This window comes from Streptomyces sp. GLSS-08, assembly GCF_056387915.1.
Genome location: NZ_JBWJAQ010000018.1, coordinates 75,738 through 97,815 on the forward strand (window position 1 = coordinate 75,738; position 22,078 = coordinate 97,815).

Genomic DNA, 22,078 nt, shown 5'->3' on the forward strand with positions numbered 1-22,078 from the left:
AGCCCCGGTCGCGGGCGCCCACGCACCCGTCTCGGGCGAGGCGCCTACGCCCCGGTCTCCGGGGCGTACGTCCCGAAGCTCCATATGTTGCCCTCGAGGTCGCGGGCCAGATAGTCCCGGGAGCCGTAGTCCTGGTCCGTGGGGGGCATCAGGATCTCCGCGCCGTGGTCCACGGCCTGCTGGTGATGTGCGTCGACGTCGTCCACCACCACGTACACCCCGGCGGGCCCGGCGTCCTTCATGGCCGTGTCGAAGACGCCGCCGCGGCCCTTGGAGCCCAGCATCACCGCGCCGTTGCCCTGCACCAGCTCCGCGTGCGTCACCGCGCCGTCCTCGCCCTCGTACACCGACAGCTCGGTGAAGCCGAAGGCCTCCGTCAGCTGCCTGATCGCCGCCTTGGCGTCCGCGTACAGCAGCGTCGGGTACATGCTCGGGCGGCTGCCGTCCTTGCCCGCCATACCGACCACTCCCTCTCGTCTCCGTGCCGGATGTGACCTGTTCCACAGTCTCGCACCGCCCACTGACAACGCCCCGGCGACGACGGGCCCGCCCCGGCGACCGGACGACGGGCCGCACCCGGCCTCGGCGGAGACACCGCGCCTCAGCGGAACGTGTCGCACCGCGTCATGTCGCCGGTGCGGTAGCCCTCGCGGAACCACTGCTGCCGCTGCTTCGCCGAGCCGTGCGTCCACGAGTCCGTGTTCACCCCGCCCTGGAACTTCTCCTGGATCCGGTCGTCGCCGACGGCCGCCGCCGCGTCCAGGCCGTCACTGATGTCGGCGGCCGTGAGGCTGGTGATCAGCGGCCGGCCGGTGGACTCGTCCTTCGCGGTGGTCGCGTGATGCGCCCACACGCCCGCATAGCAGTCGGCCTGCAGCTCCACCCGTACCGAATTGCTGTCCGCGCCGGTGCGTCCGTCCTGGGACCGGCCCAGCGTTCCCGTGAGGTCCTGCACATGGTGTCCGTACTCGTGGGCCACCACGTACGCCTGCGCGAACGGGCCGCCCCGCGCACCGAACTTCGACCGCAGCTCACCGAAGAAGTCCAGGTCCAGATAGACCTTGCGGTCCCCGGGACAGTAGAAGGGCCCGACGGCGGACGTCGCCGTCCCGCACCCGGTGCCGACCCGCTCGCTGAAGAACACCGTCGGCGACGAGGTGTACGCGGCACCGCGGCGCTCCAGCTCCTGCCCCCAGTAGTCCTGGACGCTGTTGACCACCGCCACGACGCGGCAGTCCTCCTTGGCGTTCGCGTCCCGCCCCGTCCGGCAGTCCTGGCGGACCTGGTCGAGGGAGGAGGAGGCCGGGGCGGGCTTGTCGTCCGACGAGAGCCCCAGCTGGTCGGGGCCCACCCCGAAGAACAGGCCCAGAAGGAGGGCGATCACGCCGGCGACACCACCGCCGATGGTGGCGCCGCCGCCGGGAATCCGGCTGCCCCGCACATCCTGCACCTCCGAGGTGTCCAGACGTGCGTCGTCGTCGAACTGCATGGGCGTACCACCCTCTGGGTCTGTCGTTCCGCGGCGGCCATCCTGTACGGCGCCCTGTCCGGGGTCGGGCGGACGTCCGAACGGGCGACGCGCCCCCGTCCGGCCGCCGTGTCCCGACGCCCCCGCACCCGGCCCCGCCTACGCTCTGCGCCTGATCCGTGGGGCCGGGCAACCGCAGGGGGACAAGGGTGGTCGTACTGCCGATCGAGGACACCAGGCCGGGTCCGGCGACCCCGTACCAGGGGTCGGCCACTGACTCCGGCCGGGTGACCACCACGGCGCGTCCCCTGTACCCGCGAACCGTTCCCCGAACCCTGCGCCGGTTCCTCCCCGCCGCGCTCGCCCTTCTCCTCGCCGTTCCCCTCCTGGCCGCGGCCCACCGGGTCCGGCCCGCGCCCTACGGCGACCACCTCACCGTCCCCGCGCGCGTGAAGCACACGGCACCGGTCCGGCTGCGGACCGGCGGCAACGCCGTCGAGGCGTACGACGAGGCGACCGGAAGCCCCCGCTGGACCTACACCCGTGCCGGGCGGCGCCCGCTGGCCGTGCTCCACGCGCGCGTGCACGCGTTCGCCCTCTGGGACGACGGGCTGGTCACCGACACCGCGCCGGACGGCGCCTCGGTCCGCTGGCACCGCGCCCTGCCCGGAGCCGCCGGATGGCTCGCCGCCCGCGGGGCACGCGGCGTCCTGCGGACGCTCGGCCCTGGGGCCCGCATGCTCGGCGTGATCACCCCGGAGCGGATCGCCGCCTACCGCACCGCCGACGGGGACCTGCGATGGGTCCTGCCCGCCCGGCCGGGCTGCGCCTTCACGCCCGGACGGGCCGCACGCCACCGCGGAACACTGCTGCTCGCGCAGCCGTGCGCCGCCGACGCCGCCTGGACGGGCCAGATCATCGCCGTGGACGACCTCGGCCGGGTCACACCCCGCAGGACACCGCTGGGCAACGGGCGGCCGGGCGCCGAACACCCGTACACAGAAAAAGTGCTTGCACGGCCCCGTTAGACTTGGCCCATGGCCATTCTCCTCGCGCATTAGACGGCGGGAACGTCATCAGCCGTCCAGTCCGTCAACGACCCTGCCCAGGAGTCTGTCCGTGATTTCCGCCTCCGGTATCGAGCTGCGCGCCGGCGCCCGTGTCCTCATCGAGTCCGCAACCTTCCGCATCGCCAAGGGCGACCGCATCGGTCTGGTCGGCCGCAACGGCGCGGGCAAGACCACGCTCACCAAGGTCCTCGCAGGCCAGGGCATCCCCGCCGCGGGCACCGTCACCCGCTCCGGCGAGGTCGGCTACCTGCCGCAGGACCCGCGCACCGGCGACCTCGACGTGCTCGCCCGTGACCGCATCCTCTCCGCCCGCGGCCTCGACACCCTGATCCGCAAGATGCGGGAGAACGAACAGCGCATCGCGGGCGGCTCGGGCGCCACCCGCGAGAAGGCCATGCGGCAGTACGAGCGCCAGGAGACGGAGTTCCTCACCAAGGGCGGGTACTCCGCCGAGGCCGAGGCCGCCACCATCGCCGCCGCGCTCAACCTGCCCGACCGTGTGCTCGGCCAGCCCCTGCACACCCTCTCCGGCGGTCAGCGCCGCCGTGTCGAGCTGGCCCGCATCCTCTTCTCGGACGCGGACACGCTGCTGCTCGACGAGCCGACGAACCACCTCGACGCCGACTCCATCGTCTGGCTGCGCGACTACCTGAAGACCTACCGCGGCGGCTTCATCGTGATCTCCCACGACGTCGACCTCGTGGAGACGGTCGTCAACAAGGTCTTCTACCTGGACGCCAACCGCGCCCAGATCGACGTCTACAACATGGGCTGGAAGCTCTACCAGCAGCAGCGCGAGTCCGACGAGAAGCGCCGCAAGCGCGAGCGGCAGAACGCCGAGAAGAAGGCGTCCGCCCTCCATTCGCAGGCCGACAAGATGCGCGCCAAGGCCACCAAGACCGTCGCCGCGCAGAACATGGCCCGCCGCGCCGACAAGCTGCTCGCCGGCCTCGAGGCCGAGCGGAAGTCGGACAAGGTCGCCAAGCTCCGCTTCCCGGAGCCCGCACCCTGCGGCAAGACCCCCCTGATGGCCGAGGGCCTGTCGAAGTCGTACGGATCGCTGGAGATCTTCACCGACGTCGACCTGGCCATCGACAAGGGCTCGCGCGTCGTCATCCTGGGGCTGAACGGCGCCGGCAAGACGACCCTGCTGCGGCTGCTCGGCGGCGCCGAGAAGGCCGACACCGGCCAGGTCATCGAGGGACACGGCCTCAAGCTCGGCTACTACGCGCAGGAGCACGAGACCCTCGACCCCGAGCGCACGGTCCTGGAGAACATGCGCTCCGCCGCCCCTGACCTGGATCTGGTCGAGGTCCGCAAGACCCTGGGCTCCTTCCTGTTCTCCGGTGACGACGTCGACAAGCCGGCCGGTGTGCTGTCCGGCGGCGAGAAGACCCGGCTCGCGCTCGCGACCCTGGTCGTCTCCTCCGCGAACGTCCTGCTCCTCGACGAGCCGACGAACAACCTCGACCCGGCCAGCCGCGAGGAGATCCTGGGCGCGCTGCGCACCTACAAGGGCGCCGTCGTCCTCGTGACCCACGACGAGGGCGCGGTCGAGGCCCTCCAGCCGGAGCGGATCATCCTGCTGCCCGACGGCGTCGAGGACCTGTGGGGCGCCGACTACGCCGATCTGGTCGCCCTGGCCTGACCTCCCGGTCCGCCCATCCGAGGCGCGGGCCGGGCTTGATCGAATGCCTGATCCACTGCCCATGGATCATTCGGCCGATCCGTGGTCCCTCATCTGTGTGAGATCTCCTCATACCGAGGTGTGTCCTACATCGATTTCGCGGCCGAGTCCTTGGTTCCCGGGGGCTCGGCCGCTTCGCGTCGCTGACCTGCTGCTTCGCGCGCGAACCCGTTCGGCCGTACGCCGGAGACGGGGCGGAAGCGCAAGTTCCACTCGTGGGGACGGGCTCCTGTCGTCAAAACCTTGTCTTACGGACCTTGCCGAATGGGTGGCCATCAGGCCCGGAAGGGGTGATCATGAGAAGTCCAGAGCGCACTTCCCATGAGGAGGCACGGGTGGCCGAGACTCTGAAGAAGGGCAGCCGGGTAACCGGCGCCGCGCGCGACAAGCTCGCGGCAGACCTGAAGAAGAAGTACGACTCCGGTGCGAGCATCCGAGCGCTGGCCGAGGAAACCGGTCGCTCGTATGGCTTCGTCCACCGGATGCTCAGCGAGTCCGGCGTCACACTCCGAGGACGTGGCGGTGCGACGCGGGGCAAGAAGGCCGCTTCGGCCTGAGGCCGGACGTCCCCATCGGCTTTCGGTGGTGGCCACCCGGTCGGTCGGTTGATCGACCGGGTGGTTACTGTGCAGTCACTTGAGGATGCCGTCGTACGGCATCCGCTGTGACCGCACTCATCGGAGGCTTGCCATGGCTTCGCTCGACCCGGTACTCGACAAGGACGGCGTACGGCTCACCGTCGACGAGGCAGTCGCCACGGTGACGTTGACCAACCCGGTCAAGCGCAATGCCCAGAGTCCTGCTCTGTGGCGGGCGTTGACGCAGGCCGGGCGGTCACTGCCGGGCACCGTCCGCGTGGTGGTGCTGCGCGCCGAAGGCAAGTCCTTCTCCGCGGGGCTCGACCGGCAGGCGTTCACGCCCGAAGGGTTCGACGGCGAGCCGTCGTTCATCGACCTCGCGCGTGGATCCGACGCCGAGCTCGACGCGACCATCGCCGAGTACCAGGAGGCGTTCACCTGGTGGCGGCGCAGCGACATCGTGTCCATCGCCGCCGTGCAGGGGCACGCCATCGGGGCGGGTTTCCAGCTCGCGCTCGCCTGTGACCTGCGCGTCGTCGCCGACGACGTGCAGTTCGCCATGCGCGAGACCAGCCTGGGGCTGGTACCCGACCTCACGGGGACGCACCCGCTGGTGAGCCTCGTGGGGTACGCCCGCGCGCTGGAGATCTGCGCGACCGGCCGCTTCGTGACGGCCGAGGAGGCGGAGCGCACCGGGCTCGCCAACCTCGCCGTACCCGCCGGGCAGCTCGACGCCGCCGTCCAGGATCTGGCCGGCGCGCTGCTGGCCGCGCCGCGCGACGCCGTCGTGGAGACCAAGGCGCTGCTGCGCGGTGCGCAGGAACGCTCCTACGAGGAGCAGCGGATCGCCGAACGTGCGGCCCAGGCCCGCCGCCTGCGGGACCTGGCCGGAGTCGGCGACTAGGCCCCTCGCCCGGCCGTCCCGGAGGAACCGCGACGCCCGGCCGCCGGGGGACGCCGTCGGAGCACCTTTCGGCCGGCGGCCCCGGTGGGCCCCGTGTACGCGCGTCGGGCTCACCTCGCCGTGCACGGCACACGGGCGCCCGCGGCCGGACCCGGGGTTCTCTGACGGCGCCTCCGTGGCGCGCTTCCGGAGCCGTCCGCACGTGCACGGACGGCTCCGGACGGAGGCGGTCGGCGTCCGGTCCTCAGTCGGCCGCGGTGACCAGTACCGCCACGGACGGGCGGTCGGACAGGACGTCCGCCACCGCGGCCCGAACGGCACGGGCCGCGTCGAGAGCCCGGGCGTCCGCCGTGACCGCGATCTCCACGCGGACATGACGGCGCGGCAGGGCGCCGCCGTCCGCGATATCACCCGTTCGGTCCTCGATGTGGACCGGCCGGCCCAGCGCGTCCGTCAGCCGGGCCACTCCGGGGACGGCCAGCGCGGCCGCGGCCACCAGCGACTCCGCACCGGGACCGGCGGGTCCGGCCGCGGGCCGCCTTTCGTCGGCGCGGGCGGCGGGCGTCCCGCCGTCGTCCAGCAGCCCCGTCACCCGCAGGTCCACCTCCGCGACCCGCAGGCCCAGCCGCTCCGTCGCCGCCGTGAGCAGCGCCGCCCGCAGCCGGGCCGCCGTCGTCGGAAGGGGCTCAGCCCCCGGCGCGGTGGGGTCCGCCGAGGCCAGGAACTCCGCGGCCACGCGGAGCGGCCCGGGCGGCAGGGCGCTGGGCGGCGCCGGCACGGCGGCGTCGTACACCTCGTCCGGGTCGGCGAGGGCGACCCGGAGTGTGCCCAGGCGGACGCCGCCGACCGGGTGTGCCGCACGCCGCAGCACCGAGTCGACCGCCGCCTCCGTGATCCAGGCCCCGTCGCGGGCGCTGCCCAGGGGCAGCAGCCGGCCGAGCCTCAGCTGATTCCGTACCGCTTGCGTCCATCGGTCCGCCGTCATTCCTCCAGCCTGCCGCATCCCCGGCGCGAGATGGCGCAACCCCGCTTACTGTGGGTGAAGAAGGACGAACGAAAGGGACAAACGGCTATGACCGACATGACGGAGCGGAACCGCCCGGACAGCCGTGAGGGCGAGAACGCGGGCGGTACGCAGACGGGCAGGACCAGTGTGACCAAGCGAGGCGGTGGGGACCCGGGCGGCCGGGGCCGGACCACCATCGCGGACGGAGTGGTGGAGAAGATCGCCGGACTCGCGACCCGGGACGTGCTCGGCGTGCACGCCATGGGAAGCGGGGTGAGCCGGACCTTCGGAGCGATGCGCGACCGGGTGCCCGGCAGCGGCGGCCAGAAGTCCGTGACACGCGGCGTCAAGGCCGAGGTGGGCGAGCTGCAGACCGCGCTCGACCTGGAGATCGTGGTCGAGTACGGCGTGTCGATCACGGACCTGTCCCGCGATGTACGGGAGAACGTGATCGCGGCCGTCGAGCGCATGACGGGGCTCGAGGTCGTCGAGGTCAACATCGCTGTCAGCGACGTGAAGCTGCCGGACGAGGAGGACGAGGAGCCGGAGTCACGGCTGCAGTGACACCGGACACGCGGACTGTTGAGGAGCGCACATGAATTGGGCCGTGATCGGCATGATCGCCGGAATGGCACTGGGCTTCGCCGGGTACTTCGGCGGGTTCGGGGCCTTCCTGCTGGTGGCGGCCCTGGGGGCCGTCGGCTTCGTCGTCGGGAAGTTCATCGAGGGCGATCTGGACAGCAGCGACTTCTTCCGCAGCCGTGACGACCGGCGGCGGTGACGCGTGCCGCCCCGGACCGACGGGCTCGCCGAGGCACGACCTCCAATGACGACCGTCGCGGCGGCCGATCGAGGCGCCACCCGGATCGCCGACCGGGTCGTCGCGAAGATCGCCTCGCAGGCGGCCTCGGAGGCGCTGGACGTGCCACCGGCCGGCACGGGACGTCCGCACGCCTCGGTGGCGGTGCACCACGGGACCGCCCGCGTCAGCGTGGGCCTCGAACTCGACTACCCCTCCGACATCGGCGGCCAGTGCCAAGCGGTGCGTCGTCAGGTCGCCCGGCGCGTGCGGGCCCTGGCGGGACTGGAGGTACCGGAGGTGGCCGTACACGTGGAGCGGCTGCACCTGCCACAGGCCTACGGAGCGGCACAGGGGAGGACGCGGTGAGCGAGCCCCGGGAGCACGAGAACCCGTCCGGCGGCAGCACCCGGCGGTTGCCCGTCATGGAGAAGCGGGCCGAGGACGGGACGGACGGCGGACTCGGCCGGTCCGCCTCCGCGGCCACCCCCGAACCCCCGCCCACCCTCGACGACGAGGGCGGACGCGCGGGCCGCTTCTGGTCGTCCCGCCGTGTGCCCGCCGGCATCGTCGCGCTGCTGGTCCTCGCGGGCGCCGGTTTCCTCCTCTACGACGTCGTGGCCGTCCGCGCCGGTCACAAGGCCCTGCACTGGCGCAGGTCACTGGCCCGTCAGCTCGCCGAACGGCCACTCGACGACACGTGGGTGCTCGTCGGCGCCGGGATCGCCGCGGCGCTCGGACTCTGGCTGCTCCTCCTCGCCCTGACACCCGGTCTGCGTGACGTGCTGCCGATGCGGCGCGGCCACGCCGACGTCCGGGCCGGACTGCACCGGGGCCTGGCCGCCATGGTGCTGCGGGACCGGGCCATGGAGGTCGCCGGGGTGCGCTCGGCCAAGGTGCGTGTCAAGCGCCGCAGGGTCGACGTCCGTGCGGTCTGCCACTTCCGTGAACTCGACGACGTACGCGCCGACTTGGACGCCACGCTGACCGACGGCATCCGGGGGCTCGGGCTCGCCCGGCAGCCCGCGCTGACGCTGCACGTCGGACGTCCCGGCCGGAAGGGATAGGTGAGGTCCGGTGCTCAGGACCGTCAACCGTGTGCTGCTGGGGATCGCCGGGCTGGCGCTCGTCGCCCTCGGGGGTTCCGTGCTCGCCGTCGGGCTGGGGCTGAAACCGCCCTCCTGGTGGATCCACGACGGGCGGCACGACGTGCTGCTGACCGCTGCCGAGCGGAGCCGGTGGCGGGACGAGGGCTGGTGGTGGTGGGCCGTCATCGCCGCGCTCGCCGTCCTGGTGCTGCTGGCCCTGTGGTGGCTGGCGGCCGTGCTGCGGCGGCGCAGGCTCGCCGAGGTGCTCGTCGACACCGGCGACGGTGAGGGTGCGCTGCTGCGCGGTCGCGCCGTGGAGGGCGCACTGGCAGGTGAGGCGGGTGAGCTGGACGGCGTCGAGCGGGCACAGGTGCGGCTGGGCGGGCGCCGCACCGCCCCGCGGACGCGGGTCCAGCTCGTGCTGGAGCCGTACGCGGACCCCGGCAACACGCTGAACCTGCTCACGGCACAGGCGCTGGCGCACGCCCGCGAATCGGCGGGCCTGGCGGCGCTGCCCTCGGAGGTACACCTCCGCGCGGCCAAGCACCGCCCTGAACGCGTCGCCTGAACAGAAACCACCCTGCCGGGGAGGGCATCCCTGCCGGAGTCCGGCCCCTGCCGGGGCGGGCATCCCTGCCGGAGTCCGGCCCGTGCCGGGCTCCGGCCCGTGCCGGGCTCCGGCCCCTGCCGGGACTGGGCTCCGCTGGGCTCCCGTCCCTGCCGCGACTGGTCCCGCTCGGGCCGGCGCCCTGTCCAGCTCCTGCCCCTGCCCCTGCCGGGTTCCGCCCTGCCCGGGCTTACGAACCGGCCGGAAATGTGGAACCCCCGGCTCTGGAATCGGCGGCCGGGGCTGCGGGACCGGCCGGGACTCCTGCCCGGCCGGGCTCACGAACCGGCCGGGCTCACGAACCGGCCGGATTGCGGAGCCCGCCGGGAGTGCGGAACCGGCCGGGAGTGCGGAACCGGCCCCGGGGCTGGAACCAGGGGCCGGGGTTTCGGTGCCGCTCGGGGCTCTAGAAGCCGTGGCGCATGCCGCCGTCGACCGACAGCATGACGCCCGTCAGGTACGACGCCGCGGGCGAGAGCAGGAACGCGGCGGCGCGGCCGAACTCCTCCGGCCTGCCGTAACGCCGCAGCGGGATACGGGACTCGTTGGCCGCGCGGGTGGCCTCCGGGTCGGCGGACAGTGCGTCGAGCTCGCGGACGCGGTCCGTGTCGATGCGGGCGGGCAGCAGGCCGACGACGCGGATGCCGCGCGGGCCCAGCTCGTCCGCGAGGGACTTGGCGAACCCCGCGAGGCCCGGTCGGAGACCGTTGGAGATGGTCAGCCCCGGGATCGGCTCGTGCACCGAGCCGGAGAGCACGAACCCGATGACCCCGCCCTCACCGAGCTCCGCGGCGGCGGCCCGGGCCAGCCGTACGGCGCCCAAAAAGACGGACTCGAACGCCGCCGCCCACTGCTCGTCCGTGGTGTCGGCGACGAACCCGGGCGCCGGGCCGCCGACGCTGATCAGCACCCCGTCGAGGCCGCCGAAGTGCTCACGGGCCGCCTCGATCACCCGGGCCGTGGTCCGCGGGTCGGCGTTGTCCGCGGCGACCCCGACCGCGTTCGGGCCGAGCACCCCGGCGGCCTCGGCGACGCTCTTCTCGTCGCGCCCCGTGATGACCACCTTCGCCCCGTCGGCGACCAGCTCGCGCGCGGCGGCGCTGCCCAGGCCACGGGTGGCCCCCGTGACGACGTACACCCGGTCCTTCAGTCCAAGATCCATGGCTCCTATCCTGCCCTCTCGCCCTCATACAGGGCTAGGGCGGCGCTCACCAGGCCGATGTGACTGAACGCCTGCGGGAAGTTGCCCAGCTGGCGGCCCGCCACGGGGTCGTACTCCTCGGAGAGCAGGCCGACGTCGTTGGTGAGCCCGACCAGCCGGTCGAACATCCGGCGCGCCTCCTGCTTGCGGCCGATCAGATGCAGGGCGTCCGCGAGCCAGAAGGAGCAGACGAGGAACGTGCCCTCGTCGCCCGGCAGCCCGTCGACGAAGTTCGCGGCGGTGCTGTAGCGGCGGACGAAGCCGCTGTGGCCGAGTTCCCGGGCGATCGCCTCGACCGTCCCGACGACCCGCGGATCGTCGGGCGGCAGGAAACCGACGCGGGGGATGAGCAGCGTGGAGGCGTCCAGCTCCTGGGAGCCGTAGGACTGCGTGAAGCTGTTCCGCCCGGGGTCGTAACCGCGCTCGCACACCTCCCGGTGCACCTCGTCGCGCATCGCGCGCCAGCCTTCGAGGTCCCCGCTCAGCTGCGGGTCGCGTTCCAGCGCGCGAACCGCGCGGTCGGCGGCCACCCATGCCATCACCTTGGAGTGCACGAAGTGCCGGCGTGGCCCGCGCACCTCCCAGAGCCCCTCGTCCGGCTGCCGCCACGCCGTCCGCAGGAACTCCATCAGCGCGACCTGGACCCGCCACATGTGCGGTTTCATCGGCAGGCCCGCCTCGCGGGCCAGCGAGAGCGAGTCGATGACCTCGCCGTAGACGTCCAGCTGGAGCTGGCGCACGGCGTCGTTGCCGACCCGTACCGGTGACGAGTCCGCGAAGCCGGGCAGCCACGGCAGCACGTACTCGGTCAGCCTGCGTTCGCCGGAGAGGCCGTACATGATCTGCAGTTCCGCCGGGTCGCCCGCGACCGCCCGCAGCAGCCAGTCGCGCCACGCCTCGGCCTCCTCGTGGTACCCGGCCGCGAGCAGCGCGCCGAGCGTGAGGGTGGAGTCGCGCAGCCAGCAGTAGCGGTAGTCCCAGTTGCGGATGCCGCCCAGTTCCTCGGGGAGCGAGGTGGTGGGGGCGGCGACGATCCCGCCGGTCGGCGCGTAGGTAAGGGCCTTCAACGTGATCAGGGAGCGTACGACGATGTCCCGGTGCGGGCCGGCGTAGTTGCAGCGTGCCGCCCACCGCTGCCAGTCGTCCAGGCTGGACCGCAGGGCCTCGTACGGTTCCACGAGCGGCGGGCGCGGCTGGTGCGAGGGATGCCACGTGAGGACGAAGGCGACCTTCTCGCCCGCCCCGACGGTGAACTCCGAGTGCGTGCAGAAGTCCTTGCCCCAGGTGCGCACGGGCGGATCGCTGCGCAGCCATACCGCGTCCGGGCCGGCGACGGCGACCCGGTGACCGTCCCCGAGTCTGCGCATCCACGGCACGACGATTCCGTAGTCGAAGCGCAGCCTGAGGGCGCTGTGTACCGTCACCCGGCCGCTGAGGCCCTCGATGACGCGTACGACGTCGGGGGCACGGTCGCGCTGCGGCATCAGGTCGGTGACGCGGACCGCGCCCTCCGCCGTCTCCCACTCGGTGTCGAGCACCAGTGAGTCGGGCCGGTAGGCGCGGCGGGTGCAGAGCCCCGCGTCCTTGGGGGCGATGCGCCACTGGCCGTGTTCGTCGTCGCCCAGCAGTGCCGCGAAGCAGGCCGGGGAGTCGAACCGCGGCAGGCACAGCCAGTCGATGGAACCGTCACGTCCCACCAGTGCGGCCGTCTGTTCGTCCCCGATGAGCGCGTAGTCCTCGATGCGTCGTTGCACGCACACTGGGTTCCCGAGTGCGGCGACCGCCAATCGGGCCGCCGGAGTGGCACGCGGGCCACGCGTCCCGGCCGCTCGGCCGGGACGGCCGCACACCTGACCTCGGGAGGGACACCGCGCGCCGCCGGAATTGCCCGTTCACCGGGCCGGCCCGAGGAGGGTCTAGACGGCCGCCGGGGCCGCCTCGGGGGCGGACTCCTTCGCTGCGGCCTCCGCCCGGTCCCGGCGCTCACGGCGGACCAGGACGAACCAGCCCACGGGGACACCGGCCGAGAACAGCCACCACTGGACGGCGTACGCCATGTGCGGACCGATGTCGCCGTGCTCGGGGTCGGGGATCAGCTCGGGGGAGCCGCCCCGGGGCGCGGGCGCGGTCTGCTCGACATAGCCGCCGAGGACCTGCTTGCCGAGCTGCCGGGCCTGCCGGCCGCTGCTGATCAGCATGATCTGGCGGTCGGGCAGGCCCTGCACGTTCTTGATGCCGCTCTCGGCGGTCGTCTCGTCGGCCATCAGCCGGCCGGTGACGGTGATCTCGCCCCTCGCGGGCGCCGGGACCTTCGGGAACTGCGTCTGCACGCCGGTCGCGGGGATCCAGCCCCGGTTCACCAGCAGCACCCGCCCGTCGTCCAGGACGAACGGCGTCAGCACATGGAAGCCGACCTCGCCGTCGGCGCTCGTACGGCGGCGGACGACGACCTCGTGCGCCGGGTCGAAGGTGCCCCGCGCGGTGACGCGGCGGTACAGGTCGTCGTGCGCGACGGTCCTGCCGGGAGCGGTGAGCGTCTCGGCGGGCACCGGCTTCGCGGCCAGTGACGTGGCGATCACCTCGTTGAGCGCCACCTTGTGCTCGTGGCGGTGCAGCTGCCAGAAGCCCAGCTCGATCATGGTCGGGATGAGCGCGAGCGTCAGGAGGGTGAGGATCACCCACTGCCGGGACAACAGGAAGCGGTACACCCCACTGACGGTACCCCGCACGTGCCGGCCCCCGCCGGGAGGGTCCCGGCGGGGGCTGGGCACCCGGATCCGGCGGGTTCAGACCTTGTCGGTGATTCCCGCCCTCCCCTCGGCGCGGGCGCAGTGCGCGCCGCAGTACCAGTGCCCCTCGACCTCGACGCCCTGACCGATGATCTGGACGCGACAGTGCTCGCAGATGGGGGCCATCCGGTGGATCGCGCAGGAGAAGCAGTCGAAGACGTGCACCGCGCCCTGCGCGTGCACCTCGAACGTCATGCCGTAGTCGTTGCCACAGACTTCACATCTCGCCATGCGCCACAGGGTGGGGCGCCGGCGCGGTCCGGGCGAGCGGGCGGCGGGCGAGTCGCCCGGCAATCACCCGTCTGACGTCCGGGCGTGCGTCCCGTCACGCTCCGGACGCCGGCTCCACGTCCCGCAGCAGCTGGCCGAACGCGGCCTCGTCGATCACCGGCGTGCCGTACTGCCGGGCCTTGACCACCTTGGACGTACCCGACTCGGGATCGTTCGTGACGAGGAGGCTGGTGAGCCGGGACAGGCTCGTCGCGATGTGCAGCCCGGCCTCGACGGCCCGGTCCTCCAGCAGCTCCCGCTCGACCGACGTGTCACCCGAGAAGGCGACGCGCATGCCCTGCTTGAGGGGTTTGCCCGCTTCGTACCGGCCCGGGTTGGGGTACGGGCACACGGGCCGCTTGCGTGACGGCCGCCAACTGCCCGGCCGGTAACCGCCGGAGGGGTACCCGCCCGAGGGCTGCCGGCCGATTCGCGGTGCGCCGGACCACTCGGTGAGCGGCCGGCATTCGAGCAGGGGCAGCCGGACACCGTCGCGCGCCGCCGCCCGCAGGCTCGGGCGGAACGCCTCGGCCAGCACGCGCGCGTCGTCCAGCGCGTGGTGCGCCCGCTGCTGCACGACGCCGAAGTGCGCGGCCAGCGACTCCAGCTTGTGGTTCGGCAGCGGCAGCCCCAGCTCCTTGGCGAGCGCGATGGTGCACAGCCGCTGGCGCACCGGCGCCTCGCGCTCGGCGCGCGCGTACTCGCGGGCGATCATCGACCAGTCGAAGACGGCGTTGTGTGCGACGAGTACGCGGTCCGCCAGCCGGGACGCGAACTCCTCGGCGATGTCCGGGAAGAGCGGCGCCCCTTCGAGCACCTCGCTCGTCAGACCGTGGATCCACACCGGGCCGGGATCCCGCTCCGGGTTGACCGTCGTGTACCAGTGGTCCTCGACCTCGCCGCGCGCGTCCAGCCGGTAGACGGCGGCCGAGATGATCCGGTCGTCCCGGGCCAGGCCGGTGGTCTCCACGTCAACGACCGCGTATCCCTTCGGATACGCGGCCGGCCAGGCGGCGGGGAACGCTGCGGTCGCGAGGTCTTCGAGCATGGTTCACGAGGATACGGGGCGGCGCCGACAGTGACGGCCAGGACCCGGAGCCCGTCGGGACCCGGCGCGTGACGAACGGCCGGTGGCGGCGCGGTGGCCCAGCGGCGTTGCGGGAGCGACTTCCTGACGAATTATCAACGCAATTGCCCTTAAAGCGGACGCCCTTCATTGGCCCCCGTGGCGGGTCCGTCACGCGTACGACTACGTCACTCCTTCGTCGACAGCCCGTCCACCGGGGCTCGTGCGGAGACGGTGAACAGCCGTTCGGGGTCGGCCGGGCGGGCGAGGGCCCGGCCGGGCGTCAGGTCACCTTCGGCCGCCGCGCGTACCGCGAACTCACCCGTGGTGTTCGCGAAGGGAGGGCCGGTACGGGTGTGGTGACGGGCCGGTACGCACTCGGCGTCGCCCGGAGGGCGGCCGGGCAGGCGGTCCGGGGGAGCCGGGTGCCGTGGTTGGGGGCGGAGGATTGGTGGAGATCGCCAAGAAGCAAGCGCGTACCCCGGGTAATACTTGTCAGTAACACCGTCTAGCCGCGGCCCGGATGCCGTCCTACGGTGCAGACATGCCGAACCTGCCCGATGTGGTGCTGTGGTCGATACCCGCCTTCGTGCTGCTCACGGTCATCGAGATCGTGAGCGTCCGGTTCCATCCCGACGAGGACGAGGCGGGGTACGAGGCGAAGGACGCCGCGACGAGTCTCGGCATGGGACTGGGGAGTCTCGCCTTCGACTTCCTGTGGAAGATCCCGATCGTCGCGATCTACACGGCTCTCCACGAACTGACGCCGCTGCGGGTGCCCGTCCTGTGGTGGACCGTCCCGCTGATGCTCCTCGCGCAGGACTTCTTCTACTACTGGTCGCACCGCGGGCACCACGTGATCCGCATCCTGTGGGCCTGCCACGTCGTCCACCACTCCAGCCGGAAGTTCAACCTCACCACCGCACTGCGCCAGCCCTGGACCTCCCTCACCGTCTGGCCCTTCTACGTCCCGCTGATCGCCCTCGGCGTGCACCCCGCCGCCCTGGCCTTCTGCTCCTCGGCCAACCTCGTCTACCAGTTCTGGATCCACACCGAGCGCATCGGCAAGCTGCCCCGGCCCGTCGAGTTCGTGTTCAACACGCCCTCGCACCACCGCGTCCACCACGCCTCCCAAGGCGGTTACCTGGACCGGAACTTCGGGGGCATCCTCATCGTCTGGGACCGGCTCTTCGGGTCGTTCGTGCCCGAGACCGACCGGCCCGTCTACGGCCTCACCAAGAACATCGACACGTACAACCCCCTGCGCGTCGCCACCCACGAGTACGTCGCCATCGCCAGGGACCTGAGGACCGCGAGCAGTTGGCGCGAGCGCGCGGGGCGCGTCCTCCGCGGGCCGGGCTGGCAGCCCGCTCGGCCGACCGCCGAACCGACGCCGGTCGCGGAGCCCGTCGCGTGAACCCACGCCACGCGCGTGTGCCGCTCGTCGCCCTCGGCGTCGCGGTTGTGGCGGATCTGGTCTGCCTGGCGGCCGGCCTCGGCCCCGGACACGCTGTCGCCAAGCCGCTGTTGATGCCCCTCCTGGCCGCTCACACGGCCCTGCGCGGCGGCCCCCGGCTGCTCGTCGCCGCCCTGCTGTGCGGCTGGGGCGGCGACGTGCTCCTGCTTTCCGGCGCCGACGCGGCCTTCCTGGCCGGGATGGCGTCCTTCGCGGCGGGTCACGTGTGCTACCTCGCGCTCTTCCAAAAGCGTGCCGCCCCCGCGTGGGGACCGTGGCGGGCCGCCGCCTACGCCACCGCCCTCGTCGTCACCGTCGCCCTCCTGTGGCCGGGCCTCCCCGGCGAACTGCGCGTCCCCGTCGCCGGCTACAGCCTGCTGCTGACCGCGATGGCGTACACCGCCACGCGACTCGGTCCCCTCGCGGGCGCGGGAGGCGCCCTCTTCCTGCTCTCGGACACCCTCATCGCGACCGGGGTCGCCGACTGGCCGCAGCTTCCCCGGCCCGACTTCTGGATCATGCTCACCTACCTCGCGGCGCAGTACCTGCTTGTCCGCGGCGTGCTCGGCACCCTCGGCGAGCAATCCGTGCCCGCCCCGGCGTACGGTGAGACGCGCTCGACCACCCCCTGAGCGCACCACCGCCGATCAGCCGAGAAGGACCCTCGCATGCGCGCCACCACCATCCACGCCCCCTACGACATGCGGGTGGAGGACGTCCCCGACCCCGTGGCACAGCTGCCCACCGACGCGGTCGTACGGGTGCTGCGGTCCTGCATCTGCGGCAGCGACCTGTGGGCGTACCGGGGCGAGGCGGCACGGCAGCCGGGCCAGCGGATCGGGCACGAGTTCCTCGGCGTCGTCGAGGAGACCGGTTCCGAGGTGACCGGTGTGCGCCGCGGGGACCTCGTCGTCGCGCCGTTCATGTGGTCCGACGGTGCCTGCGACTACTGCCGTGAGGGGCTCACCACCTCGTGCGAGCACGGTGGCTTCTGGGGGTCCGTCGGCTACGACGGCGGGCAGGGCGAGGCCGTGCGGGTGCCCTTCGCCGACGGCACCCTCGTCCGGCTGCCCAAGGAGGCCGCCTCCGACGACCGTCTGCTGGCGGCCCTGCTCACCCTCTCCGACGTCATGGGCACCGGTCATCACGCCGCCCTCGGCGCGGGGGCGCGGCCGGGCGCGACGGTCGCCGTCGTCGGTGACGGAGCCGTCGGGCTGTGCGCCGTGCTGGCCGCCCGGCGGCTGGGCGCCGAGCGGATCATCGCGCTCGGACGCCACGAGGCGCGGACGGACATCGCGCGCCGCTTCGGAGCCACCGACGTCGTCGCCGAGCGCGGGGAGGCCGCCGTGGCGGCCGTGCGCGAACTCACCCGCGGACAGGGCGCGCACTGCGTCGTCGAGGCGGTCGGCACCGAACAGTCGATGAGCACCGCCGTGGGCATCACCCGCGACGGTGGCGCCGTCGGCTTCGTCGGTGTGCCCCACGGCAGCGGCACCGGAGTCGACCTGAGCGTCATGTTCGACCGGAACATCGCCCTGCGCGGCGGCGTCGCCCCGGTGCGCGCGTACATCCCGGAACTGCTGCCCGACGTCCTGGACGGAACGATCGACCCGTCGCCCGTCTTCGACCGGACCGTCGGCCTTCAGGACGTACCGGAGGGCTACCGCGCGATGGACGAGCGGACGGCGCTCAAGGTCATGGTCGCGGGCTGAGGGAGGGAAGCAGCTGCCGGGAGACCGGGCTCACCGGCCCGGCAGCGGCAGCGCCGTCAGCAGGGCCGACACCACGACGACCGCGCCCAGCGCCGTCACCTCCGCGCGGGCGGGCGAACAGGCGCTGAGCGGGTCGTGCGCGCGGCCCATCCGCAGACGCGCGCACAGGGCGAGGCCGGCGACGACGGCCACCAGGAGCACCTTCGCGAGCAGGGCACGCCCGTACGACGTCGTCGCCAGCTGGTCCAGAACCGTGCCCGCCGGCATACGGCGCAGCGTGCTGCACACCCCGGTGGCGGTGATCCCCGCGAACAGGACGGCCGCCACGCGCGCGTAGCGCCCGAGGAGCGCGGCACCCTGCTCCGGGGCGCGCCAGGCCCGCAGCGTCCGCAGCACGTGCAGCAGCCCGCCCGCCCACAGCACCGTGCAGGTGACGTGAACGAGCGTCAGGGCCGAGCCGACCAGCGGGAGGTGCTCCGTGACGGGATGGGCCCGCAGCGCCTCCGCCACGGCCACCGCGGCCGACGGCAGCACCTGGAAGCCAGGACGGTTCGTGAGGGTGCACAGCCCGACCGCCCCGAACGCGTTGAACTCCACAAGCGCCAGCGCGCCGTCCCGGGAGCCGTACAGCGCGCCCACGTCCAGGCCGACGAGGCCCCCGGGCACCCGGTTCCCGGTGGCCGCGCAAGCAGCCAGTCCCAGCGCCGCCACACATCCGGCGGCCGCCGCGAAGGGCGCCCAGCTGCGGGGTGCGCGCGCGGCGGGGGCGCCGGGCACCCGGCGCACCAGCCGGGCCGTGAACAGCTCGCCCGCCGGGACGCACATGGCCGCGAACAGCACCGCCCGGAGCAGGGCGATCCCCGCGACGCCGGGCGCGGCGGCCTCGCCGGTGCCGCGCAGCGCGAGCGACGGTCCGAGCAGGGGAATCAGTGCGGCCAGGGTCACCAGACCGAGCACGGCGGCGGCCCGGCCGGCGGAGGCGGGCTGCGCGGGGGCGGTGGCGGCTCTCTCGGCCGTCTGTTCAGTCGAACTCACGTCACGATCTTCACCATCTCTCTGAAAATCGGGCAAGTCGGGTAGAACGATCGGCGGAACGGCATCCCACGGGAGCGGAGGGGCCCGTCCACCACCGCGCCCTCGCTCACCACCAGCGCGCCGGATCGGCGCCCCAGTGCCCCGGCGGCCGCAGCCAGTCGCGCGGTCCCCCGTCGAAGGAGACCGGCGACCGGGCATGGCGCAGCGGCCCCAGCGGGCTGTCCGTCCCGGTGAGCCAGCGGTCCGCCCGCTCGTACGGGGCGTCGGTCGGCCGGTCGTCCGGGACCGGCCCGTCCGTCCGGCGCCCGGTCTTGCCTGCCAACCCGTTCGTCAGCCGGTCGTCCCGGATCCCTGCCGGCCCGTTCGTCAGCCATTGCGCCGTCCGGGCCAGCGACAGCCGTACCAGCCGGGTCCCGCCCTCGCGCGACTGCTCGGTCAGCGACCGCAGCACGGCCGCCGCCAGCAGATAGCCGGTGCCGTGGTCGAGGGCCTGCGCCGGCAGGGCGCCGGGCCGCTCGGCCGACCCCTCGGCCACCGCGATCCCGGTGGCGGCCTGCACCAGGCTGTCGAAGCCGCGCCGCCCTGCCCAGGGCCCCCCGTCCCCCCAGGCCGACAGCTGCGCGACCACCAGACCCGGCCGCCGCTCGGCCAGGGCCCGGGGACCGAGACCGAACCGGTCCAGGGCACCGGGCCGGTAGCCGGTGACGACGACGTCCGCGGCGTCCAGCAGCTCCTCCAGGGCACGCCTGTCAGTCGTCAGGTCGAGCGTGGCGGAGCGCTTCCCGAAGCCGGTGTCGGCGTGCTGGTCGGGGAGTTCCGGCAGTCGCGGTGGGTCCACGCGCAGCACGTCGGCGCCGAGGAGGGCGAGCGTGCGGGTGGCCACAGGGCCGGCGATGACCCTGGTCAGGTCCAGGACACGGACGCCGGCGGCCGGCCGCAGCGGGTCACCGGCGAGGTCCGGGAAGGTCCGCGGTGGCCCCTCGTCCAGCCGCTCCCGGGCGACCAGGGGCATGCCCGCGACGACGGCACCCTGCTCGTGCGCCGCCCACTCCCGCGCCGTGCGCAGGGCGACGGCGAGGCCCCCGGCCGCGTACACGGACTCCTCCACCTCGCCCGCGGACCGTTCCGCCAGGGCGGCGGCGACCGTCTCCGCGGCGGGGTCCTGGGGCAGGCCGAGCGCGACCGACAGCCGTGCCCGGTGATGCGGATAGTTCGCGTGCGTCCGCACCCATCCGTCCGCGGTCCGCCAGAACCGGGACAGCGGCGCGAAGCTCACCGGCGCCCGCCCGGCGACGCGCAGGTGCCGCTCGCTGACGAAGGCCGTGGCGACGGCCCCGTCGTCGACCTCGGCCGCGGGCATCGCCCGCCCGGTGCGGCGGGCGGCCAGCTCGGCGGCCGCCAGCGCGCAGGCGCCCACGCACCCGCGTGCCACCTCCCGTACGGGCAGCCGGGCGTCGAGCGCGCCGTCCCGTACGACGGCCGTAAGACGGGAGAGGGGTGCGGGGTCGCCGCCCAGCGCCTCCCAGGCGACGGTCACCGGTGCATGTGTCATGACGGCACTGTGCCGGATGTACGGGATCAACATGTCGACCGGGCCGGGTACTTGGGACGGGACTCCCGGGGAGCGGCGTGGCCGGGGAAGGTGAAGGGCCGGACGGCGTGCTGCCGTCCGGCCCCTCCGCGGGCGCGTGGTCCCGACTACTTGGTCCCGACTACGTGACCGCTACTACGTGACCGCTACTACGTGACCGCTACTTCGTCACCGCGTCCAGCGCGTCCGCCGTGCCCCAGCCGTAGAAGCCGTTGCGGTTCTTCGTGCCCTCGCAGACGGCGTCGATCTTGCCGTCTCCGTCGATGTCGTACGGGTCGGTGCACGGCGTGGCGTCGGCCTCTGCGTACAGCAGCGCCTTCACCAGGGCGGCGGAGGCGTGCGGGTGCGTCGACTTGATCAGCGCGGCGACACCCGCGACGTGCGGGGACGCCATCGACGTGCCGGCCATGTAGCCCCAGCCACCGCCGGGCAGCGGGCCGAGGATCAGGCCGCTCGTGGCGGGCGGGGCCGGGGTCTGGTAGCGCGTCGAGTCGCCGCCGGGCGCCGCGATGTCGATGACGCCCAGGCCGTGGTTCGAGAAGGACGACTTGATGCCCTTCGCGCCCGTCGACGCCACGGTCACCACACCCGGCAGCTGGGTGGGGATGTCGTAGCACTCGGACGGGTCGATCACCCGGTCGCCCGGCGTCGTGTCGTTCGGGGACGACGGGTCCGTGATCTCGTCCGCGGCCAGGTCGTAGTTCTCGTTGCCCGCCGCCGCGACGTTGACCGCGCCCTTGTTCTCCGCGTAGCGCGAGGCGCGCGTGATCGCGTCGACCAGGGCCCGCTGGTCCGGGTCGTCCTTGCAGTTGAAGTACCAGGGGTCGGTGTAATAGCTGTTGTTGGTCACGTCGACGCCGTGCTCAGCGGCCCACACGAAGCCGCAGACCACGGCCTCCGTGTAGAAGAACCCGGCCGTGGTGGACACCTTGATGCCGGAGACCTTCACGCCCGGGGCGACACCGGTGATGCCGACGCCGTTCTTGGCGCCCGCGATCTCACCCGCGACATGCGTGCCGTGCGGGCTCTCCTCGGCGCTCGGCCGCCACGCCCCGTCGGTGGTGTCCGGTTTGCCCGTCACGCAGTTGACCGAGGCGTCGCGGTCGAAGTTCGGGGCGATGTCGGGGTGGGTGTCGTCGACGCCGGTGTCGATCACGGCGACCGTGACCTTCCGGCTGCCGAGCGTCTTCTCGTGCGCCTTGTCCGCCTTGATGGCGGGCAGGTCCCACTGCAGCGGCTCCAACGGGTCCTGCCCGGCAGCCGCCTCGACGTCGGCGACGTCCTTCGCGGTGAGCGCCTTCGGCGTGCCCACGTCGGTGGTCGACTGGGCGGGCAGGGGCGCGGTGCGCGTGGCGCCGGCCGACTGCACACCGCGTACGGTGCGGACGGTGGCGGCGAAGCCGGCGTTCGACGAGTGGACGACGATCACGCCGATCCGGTCGTACGACGTCACGATCGTGCCGCCGGCCTCGGCGATGGCCTTCTTCACGTGCGCCGAAGGGCCGTGCCCGGGGCGGACGTTGACGACGTAACTGAGCGAGGTCGCGTCCGCTGCCGCGGCGCGCGGCGCGGCGGTGTCCGCCGCGGACGCGCTGACGTTCGGCAGGAAGGCGAGAGCCGTCGCCATGGCCATCCCGAGGGGGACGGCTATCGCGCGACGCGCGCGCGACTGAGGCGCTGTCATGGTGTCTCCAGTTCGTTCAACGGTACGAGCTGTACGAGCCGTGCGGAAAGCTCACAGGGCGGAAGTC

23 protein-coding genes are annotated in these 22,078 nt (G+C 73.1%); 12 read left to right on the plus strand and 11 right to left on the minus strand.

All coding sequences use genetic code 11. The annotated features are described in order from the left end of the window. Positions 1-44: 44 nt before the first annotated feature. Both AC0ZLC_RS27160 and ypfJ read right to left on the minus strand, forming a co-directional pair. Entirely contained in the window at positions 45-458 is a 414-nt protein-coding gene (locus AC0ZLC_RS27160) for a VOC family protein (RefSeq protein WP_476754597.1), read from the minus strand. Between the two features lie 143 nt (positions 459-601). Next, entirely contained in the window at positions 602-1,489 is an 888-nt protein-coding gene (ypfJ, locus tag AC0ZLC_RS27165; protein WP_476754598.1) for a KPN_02809 family neutral zinc metallopeptidase, read from the minus strand. A gap of 188 nt (positions 1,490-1,677) precedes the next feature. Here ypfJ and AC0ZLC_RS27170 point away from each other — a divergent pair, with 188 nt between their 5' ends. The 4 genes from AC0ZLC_RS27170 (at position 1,678) to AC0ZLC_RS27185 (ending at position 5,707) form a co-directional block, all read left to right on the plus strand. Beyond that, positions 1,678-2,496, plus strand: a complete 819-nt coding sequence (locus AC0ZLC_RS27170; RefSeq protein WP_476754599.1) for a PQQ-binding-like beta-propeller repeat protein — start codon at positions 1,678-1,680, stop codon at positions 2,494-2,496. Between the two features lie 91 nt (positions 2,497-2,587). After that, entirely contained in the window at positions 2,588-4,186 is a 1,599-nt protein-coding gene (locus AC0ZLC_RS27175; protein ID WP_476754600.1) for an ABC-F family ATP-binding cassette domain-containing protein, read from the plus strand. A gap of 374 nt (positions 4,187-4,560) precedes the next feature. Beyond that, a complete protein-coding gene (locus tag AC0ZLC_RS27180; protein ID WP_006123601.1) occupies positions 4,561-4,782 on the plus strand; it encodes a helix-turn-helix domain-containing protein in 222 nt (73 codons plus the stop codon). A gap of 133 nt (positions 4,783-4,915) precedes the next feature. Beyond that, positions 4,916-5,707, plus strand: coding sequence for an enoyl-CoA hydratase/isomerase family protein (locus tag AC0ZLC_RS27185; RefSeq protein WP_476754601.1), 792 nt, complete (start codon positions 4,916-4,918; stop codon positions 5,705-5,707). Between the two features lie 244 nt (positions 5,708-5,951). On the opposite strand, the gene AC0ZLC_RS27190 is transcribed toward AC0ZLC_RS27185, so the two are convergent. After that, positions 5,952-6,692, minus strand: coding sequence for a nucleopolyhedrovirus P10 family protein (locus AC0ZLC_RS27190; protein ID WP_476754602.1), 741 nt, complete (start codon positions 6,690-6,692; stop codon positions 5,952-5,954). Positions 6,693-6,779: 87 nt separating this feature from the next. Here AC0ZLC_RS27190 and AC0ZLC_RS27195 point away from each other — a divergent pair, with 87 nt between their 5' ends. Genes AC0ZLC_RS27195 through amaP form a run of 5 tightly spaced genes read left to right on the plus strand, consistent with a single transcriptional unit; the run spans position 6,780 to position 9,168 of the window. Continuing rightward, on the plus strand, positions 6,780-7,277 hold the full coding sequence (locus AC0ZLC_RS27195; protein ID WP_476754603.1) for an Asp23/Gls24 family envelope stress response protein: 498 nt from the start codon (positions 6,780-6,782) through the stop codon (positions 7,275-7,277). Between the two features lie 31 nt (positions 7,278-7,308). Then, entirely contained in the window at positions 7,309-7,494 is a 186-nt protein-coding gene (locus tag AC0ZLC_RS27200; RefSeq protein WP_476754604.1) for a hypothetical protein, read from the plus strand. Between the two features lie 45 nt (positions 7,495-7,539). Next, a complete protein-coding gene (locus tag AC0ZLC_RS27205; protein WP_476754605.1) occupies positions 7,540-7,881 on the plus strand; it encodes an Asp23/Gls24 family envelope stress response protein in 342 nt (113 codons plus the stop codon). Further along, positions 7,878-8,579: a DUF6286 domain-containing protein gene (locus AC0ZLC_RS27210; protein WP_476754606.1), complete on the plus strand. Its 702-nt coding sequence runs from the start codon at positions 7,878-7,880 to the stop codon at positions 8,577-8,579. Before AC0ZLC_RS27205 ends, AC0ZLC_RS27210 begins: the two co-directional genes overlap by 4 nt. A 10-nt stretch (positions 8,580-8,589) precedes the next feature. Continuing rightward, entirely contained in the window at positions 8,590-9,168 is a 579-nt protein-coding gene (gene amaP / locus AC0ZLC_RS27215) for an alkaline shock response membrane anchor protein AmaP (RefSeq protein ID WP_476754607.1), read from the plus strand. 445 nt (positions 9,169-9,613) lie between these two features. On the opposite strand, the gene AC0ZLC_RS27220 is transcribed toward amaP, so the two are convergent. The 5 genes from AC0ZLC_RS27220 to AC0ZLC_RS27240 all read right to left on the minus strand — a co-directional run bounded on the left by AC0ZLC_RS27220 (position 9,614) and on the right by AC0ZLC_RS27240 (position 14,515). Continuing rightward, positions 9,614-10,369 carry an SDR family oxidoreductase gene (locus tag AC0ZLC_RS27220; RefSeq protein WP_476754608.1) on the minus strand — a complete coding sequence of 252 codons (756 nt, stop codon included), beginning with the start codon at positions 10,367-10,369 and terminating at the stop codon, positions 9,614-9,616. Between the two features lie 5 nt (positions 10,370-10,374). Then, positions 10,375-12,162, minus strand: coding sequence for a glycoside hydrolase family 15 protein (locus tag AC0ZLC_RS27225; protein ID WP_476754609.1), 1,788 nt, complete (start codon positions 12,160-12,162; stop codon positions 10,375-10,377). 162 nt (positions 12,163-12,324) lie between these two features. Beyond that, positions 12,325-13,116 (minus strand): SURF1 family cytochrome oxidase biogenesis protein, encoded by a 792-nt coding sequence (locus AC0ZLC_RS27230; RefSeq protein ID WP_476754610.1) that lies wholly within the window; start codon positions 13,114-13,116, stop codon positions 12,325-12,327. 78 nt (positions 13,117-13,194) lie between these two features. After that, positions 13,195-13,428, minus strand: coding sequence for a hypothetical protein (locus AC0ZLC_RS27235; RefSeq protein WP_307063999.1), 234 nt, complete (start codon positions 13,426-13,428; stop codon positions 13,195-13,197). Positions 13,429-13,522: 94 nt separating this feature from the next. Then, entirely contained in the window at positions 13,523-14,515 is a 993-nt protein-coding gene (locus AC0ZLC_RS27240; protein WP_476754611.1) for a DEDDh family exonuclease, read from the minus strand. Positions 14,516-15,077: 562 nt separating this feature from the next. Here AC0ZLC_RS27240 and AC0ZLC_RS27245 point away from each other — a divergent pair. The 3 genes from AC0ZLC_RS27245 to AC0ZLC_RS27255 are packed head-to-tail and all read left to right on the plus strand — an operon-like array spanning position 15,078 to position 17,701. Further along, the gene (locus AC0ZLC_RS27245; protein WP_476754612.1) at positions 15,078-15,950 is read left to right on the plus strand and encodes a sterol desaturase family protein; all 873 of its coding nucleotides are present in this window, start codon (positions 15,078-15,080) and stop codon (positions 15,948-15,950) included. After that, complete coding sequence (locus AC0ZLC_RS27250; RefSeq protein ID WP_476754613.1) at positions 15,947-16,621, plus strand: lysoplasmalogenase; 675 nt, start codon at positions 15,947-15,949, stop codon at positions 16,619-16,621. The genes AC0ZLC_RS27245 and AC0ZLC_RS27250 overlap by 4 nt, the downstream gene beginning before the upstream one ends. A gap of 36 nt (positions 16,622-16,657) precedes the next feature. Beyond that, positions 16,658-17,701 carry a zinc-dependent alcohol dehydrogenase family protein gene (locus AC0ZLC_RS27255; protein ID WP_476754614.1) on the plus strand — a complete coding sequence of 348 codons (1,044 nt, stop codon included), beginning with the start codon at positions 16,658-16,660 and terminating at the stop codon, positions 17,699-17,701. Positions 17,702-17,731: 30 nt separating this feature from the next. On the opposite strand, the gene AC0ZLC_RS27260 is transcribed toward AC0ZLC_RS27255, so the two are convergent. From AC0ZLC_RS27260 to AC0ZLC_RS27270, 3 genes are all read right to left on the minus strand, one after another. Next, positions 17,732-18,736, minus strand: coding sequence for a CopD family protein (locus AC0ZLC_RS27260; protein ID WP_476754615.1), 1,005 nt, complete (start codon positions 18,734-18,736; stop codon positions 17,732-17,734). Between the two features lie 106 nt (positions 18,737-18,842). Then, positions 18,843-20,288, minus strand: a complete 1,446-nt coding sequence (locus AC0ZLC_RS27265) for a CoA transferase (RefSeq protein ID WP_476754616.1) — start codon at positions 20,286-20,288, stop codon at positions 18,843-18,845. 199 nt (positions 20,289-20,487) lie between these two features. Further along, positions 20,488-22,011, minus strand: coding sequence for a S8 family peptidase (locus tag AC0ZLC_RS27270; protein WP_476754617.1), 1,524 nt, complete (start codon positions 22,009-22,011; stop codon positions 20,488-20,490). Between the last annotated feature and the right edge of the window lie 67 nt (positions 22,012-22,078).